4 protein-coding genes are annotated in these 3,937 nt (G+C 66.0%); all 4 read left to right on the forward strand.

What is annotated here, in order from left to right; genetic code table 11:
• The first annotated feature begins 368 nt into the window (after positions 1 to 368).
• Positions 369 to 998: a hypothetical protein gene (locus J5F18_RS03450; protein WP_346300941.1), complete on the forward strand. Its 630-nt coding sequence runs from the start codon at positions 369 to 371 to the stop codon at positions 996 to 998.
• Entirely contained in the window at positions 995 to 1,597 is a 603-nt protein-coding gene (locus tag J5F18_RS03455) for a DUF2857 domain-containing protein (RefSeq protein ID WP_346300942.1), read from the forward strand. Before J5F18_RS03450 ends, J5F18_RS03455 begins: the two co-directional genes overlap by 4 nt.
• Entirely contained in the window at positions 1,597 to 2,964 is a 1,368-nt protein-coding gene (locus tag J5F18_RS03460; protein WP_346300943.1) for an STY4528 family pathogenicity island replication protein, read from the forward strand. The genes J5F18_RS03455 and J5F18_RS03460 overlap by 1 nt, the downstream gene beginning before the upstream one ends.
• Positions 2,965 to 3,046: 82 nt before the next feature.
• Positions 3,047 to 3,775 (forward strand): PFL_4669 family integrating conjugative element protein, encoded by a 729-nt coding sequence (locus tag J5F18_RS03465; protein WP_346300944.1) that lies wholly within the window; start codon positions 3,047 to 3,049, stop codon positions 3,773 to 3,775.
• Positions 3,776 to 3,937 lie beyond the last annotated feature (162 nt).

Consider the following 3,937-nt stretch of genomic DNA (forward strand, 5'->3'; position numbering starts at 1 on the left):
GCAAGCGGCGCGGGGACCTGGAAGAGCATCAGGCCTTCGAAGCCTTGGACGTTGAGCTGCAACAGATGCGCGACCCCGACGCCCAGCCGCCTTCGCTCTATCCACCGCTGCCCGATGCCTCTGCCGAGCCGGCAGCGGGTAGCGCCCCGAAGGAAAAAAAACCCACGCCTGACGCTGAGTCCAAAACCGAACAGCTGCCATCGCCGCGCACCCTCGGAAGAGACGTGCGGCCGGATGAGGGGCGGACGGAGAGCGCCGAGCTGCTTCGGCTTCGTGAGCAGGTTGCCGCGCTGGAGCGTGAAAAGGAGCGGCTCGCCGAATCACAGCCCGCTGCGGAGCCTGGATTCGAAGAGCCTGTTCCAGCACCTGTGGCCGTGTACTCGGAGGAGGAGGTCGACTGGCCAGAGGGTGCCGCTCGGACGGAGGCCGAGCAGGCCACCCGCCTCGATGGGCTGACCCAGTCCAGCTGGGAGGAGAGCCCGGGGAAGCGTGGCTACCGCCACCATCTGGCCAGCGAGCTCGGCGTGCCCAGCTTCGACTTCGAGCAGCTGGCCCCCCTGGCGGCGCCGGTGCTCTCCGGCGAGATCACCCCGCCCATTGCCGACGTCTGGTTTATCGAAGGGGTGGAGGATGAGCCCCGCTCCCTGCGTATCCGTATCCGCGAACTGGTGCAGGTCATTGCCCGCTGGGGAGGCTTCGGCGGCAGCGACGTGGTGGTCGCCGAGGACGACGGCATCGGTTTCGACCTCAACCCGTTGTCGGACGCCGGCGACCGCCGTGCACGCTTCGCCTGGCAGGCGCTGGCGAGCCTGCGCGGTGAGCTCAATCCCGAGTACCCCGCTGACGCCACCCTATGGGGAGCGCTGCTTGGCACCCATCGGGAAGAGGGCGATGAGAGTGCCTGGGACGATGCGGTACTGCTTCGTTTCTTCCGTCTGGTGCGGCTGATTCGCCGCCTTCGTGAACACCTGCAGGGACAACAGGAGGCCCAGTCATGAGCTCTTCATCCGCCAACCTGAACCAGGCGCTGCTCAGCCAGGTCATGGGATTTCTTCGGGAGGGCAACATGCGCCGAGCGCTGGCCCTCGGCTTCAGCGAGGATGAGCTGCGCACCCTGCGGCGGCTGAGAGCGAGCGATATCGACTCGCTGGCCTGCGCAGGGCCGGTGGTTGCACGCTTCTCGGTGGATCATGCCGCACTGCGCGGGGTTCTGGCGCGCATCGACCGTGACCAGGACCGTGAGACCCTGATCGACCGCTGCCTGAGGCTGGGGGCCAGCGTCAGCATGATGGGGGCCTTCTTCGGCCTGACCGGCAACGACTGCTCGACGCGTCGCCAGCTGCTGGGCATCGCGCCTCGCCAGGGGCGGCTGGCGATGCCGTCGGAGCAGGCAGAGCACGATGCCTGGGAGCGCTGGCAGCACATCGCCCTGGACCCCAAGGCGACCGACGACCTGCAGGGCATGGTCACCCTCGCCGAAGAGACCGCTATCCCGCTGGCGGTGGTGTGGCACCTGATCAAGCAGTGGGTCGACCCCGGCCAGCCGCGCACGGCGCCCCCGGCCGAAGAGTGGACGTCCCCTGCGGGAGAGCGGTGATGGTGCAGCTTCGGGACGCCACTCGGCAGGGGCTGGATCGCCTGATCGGCCAGGCGGCTTCCGAGATGACCCAGCGCCGGGGCGAGCCCCCGGCGTCTGCCGTTGTGAACGGCGAGACGGAGCGGTCAGGAGAGGCAGCGTCAGGCCTCGATGGCCTGCTGTTCTTCGGGAACCCCCATGAAACCGTGCCGCGGGCGCTGCTGTTGGATCCGCGCCTCGGGCACGTCGACAAGCTTGGCTGGCAGATGATGCGGATGCTGGTCAATCCGGACCGAACCACCGCGGTGCCGACCTATGACGAGCTGCAGCCCTTGCTGCGCGGGGCTCCGGGCCAGAAGGCCTCACGGGCCACGGTCGCCCGCGTCATCGCTGTGCTTCGCCTGACCCGCTGGGTGAGCCTCGGGCACCGGGCGCGTAACGCACAGAACGGCCGCATCATCGGCAACGTCTACATCCTGCACGATGAGCCACTCTCTCCCGCCGAGGCCTCGGTGTTGGATGCCGATTACGTGGAGTATGTGTGCCGCTGCCTGGATCACCAGAACAAGGTGGTCAAGGCGGTGGCGGCCATCGTATTCGAGGAACTTCAGGAGGCCGGGGCGCTACATGAGTTGCCGACGCGCCTCGATACCCTGGCGTCTCGGTCCAGGAAGACCCAGCTCCAGTCGCCTGTCAGGCGTGAGGCTGCCCAGTTCTCCGCCGCGACTGAGCAGAAGAACCAGGGCAGAAACCAAGGCAGGGTGCCGAGTTCTCAGCGAGAACCCGGCCGGGTGAGCCGAGAGAACTCCCCCGGTTCTCAGAGAGAACCAAGCCTAGAATCAAAAGCTTACCGGGCTTTCGGGGCAGTTCTCGATGAAAACTCGCGCAGTTCGTCACGTACAGTACGTACTTCACACTGTGTAAAACCCACAGGTACCTCAGCCGAGAGCCTGCACTGGCCGGCCTGCCTTGCGCTGGATGAGAGCGAGCGACAGGCCACTCAGCTCCTCATGGCGGATCTGGCCGGTGACACCCAGCAGGCGATTCTCGATGAGGCGGCAGGGCGTGTGAGCGGCGGTTCGGTGAGAAACCCCAAGGGCTTCCTGCGGGGCTTGATCAAGCGAGCCATCAGCGGCGAGTTCGTGGCGACCGGCTATGCCCAGACTCAGGCTGAGCGCCGAGCGGGCAGTGCGCACCAAAGTGCTCCCACCGCCGTGAAGCCGCCGGCGGCTCGAAGGGTGGCGCCGCCCTCCACCCAGGCCTCGGTGCCGTCGAGCACCGAGGCGAGTACCACCTCACCTGAGGAGGCCCGAGAGGCTCGAGAGCAGTGCCTGCGCACGCTGGGGTTATGGCCTTCAGGCGGGAAAAACTCACTCAGCAACCATTAACGATTCCCCTGTCTTCCCTGCATCAACTGATCGACAGTGCCTGCCATACCGCGGACACATATCAGCATGAGGACAACGCGACATGGCCGTTGATCGCCTGGGAGCACTGCGCAGCAAGATCGAGCTGACGCTACATACCCATCACGCAGCACGGATCTGGAAGGGGCGAGGCGTCGAGACAGGGCGCCCCCAGATCATCGGCATGCGGCAGTTTCTGCTGATCTGCGGTGCGATCAAGCAGAACGCCGCCAAGGACGACCCCTACGCGGATCACTGGCTGCTGCAGCTGGATGCCAAGCTCGCCGATACGCGAGTTCAGCTGGACCAGCGCCTCCAGGAGTTGGATAGCCTGATGGCGCAGCTGCCGCCAGAGCTGGACGTGGAAGAGAACCTCAACCAGCAGCCCCTCAAGATTCCCGTCTATACCGGCGGCCAGCATGGTTGGCTCGCCCTGCGCCTGCTGATCGACTTCGACCGCTTCGTCAGGCGCGTCATGCTTGCCCACCATATCGCCCTGATTGGCCGGCGACAGATGGAGGAGTACGTCCGGGTCGGTGGCCACCTGTTGCGTAGCCTGTGCGCGAGCACCCAGAAGTACCCGGGCTTCAGCGGTGCCACCCGGGACGACTTCGCCGCCAACAATGCCAAGGCCCGAGACGCCATCGAGAAGTTCGGCGCACTGCCTGACGACGTGCTCTCCGGCAAGCGGCGCAGCGAGTTTGCGCCGCCGATTCCCAAGCCGGCGGAGGCCGGGGAGGCAAGTAGCGAAGGAGAGTCGAAAAGTGCCCCACCGCCTTCCGCGGAAGAGTAGCGAGTGACACTCCTGGGGTGATGCCAGTGGCATCACTTAGGCAGCGATGGCGAGGAGGTGTTCTGGGGTGATGCCAGTGGCATCACCTGGGCAGTGGTGCCGGGGAGGTCTTCGAATTGATGCCAATGGCATCACTTGGGCAGTGGTGCCGGAGAGGTATTC

It is taken from the genome of Halomonas sp. BM-2019 (assembly GCF_017584085.1).

Excerpts from the sequence above, each read along its gene's own strand:
- J5F18_RS03465 (WP_346300944.1), top strand. The coding sequence starts at position 3,047 with ATGGCCGTTGATCGCCTGGGAGCACTGCGCAGCAAGATCGAGCTGACG.
- J5F18_RS03460 (WP_346300943.1), top strand. The coding sequence starts at position 1,597 with ATGGTGCAGCTTCGGGACGCCACTCGGCAGGGGCTGGATCGCCTGATC.
- J5F18_RS03455 (WP_346300942.1), top strand. The coding sequence starts at position 995 with ATGAGCTCTTCATCCGCCAACCTGAACCAGGCGCTGCTCAGCCAGGTC.